The sequence below is a fragment of the Anaerosporobacter sp. genome (genome assembly GCF_965301125.1).
Window position 1 is genome coordinate 1 of sequence record NZ_CBDLAM010000366.1, and the last position, 1,808, is coordinate 1,808.

Annotated in this window: 2 protein-coding genes; both read right to left on the bottom strand. The window is 35.9% G+C overall.

Annotation, left to right across the window (positions count from 1 at the left end; translation table 11 throughout):
* Positions 1 to 224 precede the first annotated feature (224 nt).
* On the bottom strand, positions 225 to 1,304 hold the full coding sequence (mnmA, locus tag ACW2QF_RS20015; protein WP_455717779.1) for a tRNA 2-thiouridine(34) synthase MnmA: 1,080 nt from the start codon (positions 1,302 to 1,304) through the stop codon (positions 225 to 227).
* Complete coding sequence (gene nifU, locus ACW2QF_RS20020; RefSeq protein WP_455717780.1) at positions 1,304 to 1,747, bottom strand: Fe-S cluster assembly scaffold protein NifU; 444 nt, start codon at positions 1,745 to 1,747, stop codon at positions 1,304 to 1,306. The genes mnmA and nifU overlap by 1 nt, the downstream gene beginning before the upstream one ends.
* Positions 1,748 to 1,808 lie beyond the last annotated feature (61 nt).

Below are 1,808 nucleotides of genomic sequence, written 5' to 3' on the forward strand. Positions count from 1 at the left end.
TGTTGGTGGTGTTAAGTTTTATTTGGGCCGCGGTAATTTTAGTATTTCTAATAAACATTTTTGTTTTGGATCATAGTTATATTCTTTTTTAGTACCATCCTTAAAGACTACATCATATAGTTCAGATTCATCATTAAAAATCACTAAAAAAACTACACCCCATACTAAATAAGTTCATAGTATAGGGTGTAGTTTCCTATTAAAATGTATTTAAAATCAAACAACTATTTTCTCATAATCGTTCCACCGCCAACAATATAGTCATCCTTATAGAAAACGACTGCTTGTCCTGGTGTAATTGCACGTTGTGGTTCTTCAAAGATACATTCTAGCTCATCTTCTCCAACTTTTTTAATTGTGCATTTTGCGCCTTTATGGCTGTATCTGATCTTAGCTTCAACTTCCATACTACCTTCTAGATCTTCTATTGCCATAAAGTTAAGATTATTCGCATATAACTTGTCTGAAAATACTTCTTCATTGGACCCGATAACAACTTCATTTGTCTCAGGACGAATCTCAAGTACGAATGCAGGATGACCAAGACTTAGATTAAGTCCTTTTCTTTGACCAACTGTATAATGGGTAATTCCTTTGTGTTTTCCAATTACTTCACCTGCAGAGTTTACGAAATTTCCTGGCATAATCTTTTCACCAGTGTTTTCTTCAACAAACTTTGCATAGTTATTATCTGGAATAAAACAGATTTCCTGGCTATCTGGTTTATTGGCAACACGTAGGTTAATATCCTTTGCAATCTCACGAATCTCATCCTTAGTAAATTCACCTACTGGCATCAAGGTATGAGATAGTTGATATTGCGTTAAATTATATAGAGCATATGTCTGATCCTTTGCGGCAGTTGCTGATTTACGTAACGTAAATCTTCCATTCTCCAACTTAAGAACTCTGGCATAATGTCCAGTTGCAATGTAATCCGCTCCAATGTCTAAAGAACGTTTTAATAAAGATTCCCACTTTACATAACGATTACATGCAATACATGGATTTGGTGTACGACCTTGCAGGTACTCGTTCACAAAATAATCCATAACATTTGCTTTAAATTCTTTTTTAAAATTCATAACATAGTATGGAATATCAAGTGATTGTGCAACTCTTCTTGCATCATCAACGGCACTAAGACCACAACATCCACCTTCGGTTTCTTGTGTGAAATGGTCTTCATCTTGCCAAATCTGCATTGTTACACCAATGACATCATATCCTGCTTTCTTTAATAAATGGGCAGCCACTGAGGAGTCAACTCCTCCTGACATACCTATTACAACTTTTTCTTTCATTAGTATTCTTCTGCCTCTTCTTCTTCTCCTTCGTGAATATCTGATTTTGGTTTTTCTAATCCTTCAATTTTCATACCGTTTTTCTCAGCATAATCCCAAAGTGCTGCATGGATTGCTTCTTCTGCAAGTAGGGAGCAGTGTACTTTAACTGGTGGAAGTCCATCAAGAGCATTCATAACTGCTTTGTTTGTTACTTGTAATGCTTCTTGTACTGTCTTACCTTTCACTAATTCAGTAGCCATACTGCTTGTAGCAACCGCTGCTCCACAACCAAATGTTTTGAATTTACAGTCTCTAATGATGCCTTCGTCGTCGATATCAAGATACATCCTCATGATATCTCCACATTTAGCATTACCAACCGTTCCAACTCCACTTGCGTTTTCTATTTCACCGACATTTCTTGGGTTGCTGAAATGATCCATAACTTTTTCACTGTACATTTTAATTTCCTCCAAATCATCTAATCTAGTAGTTGCCCCTAACTTTATAACTCAGATAAAC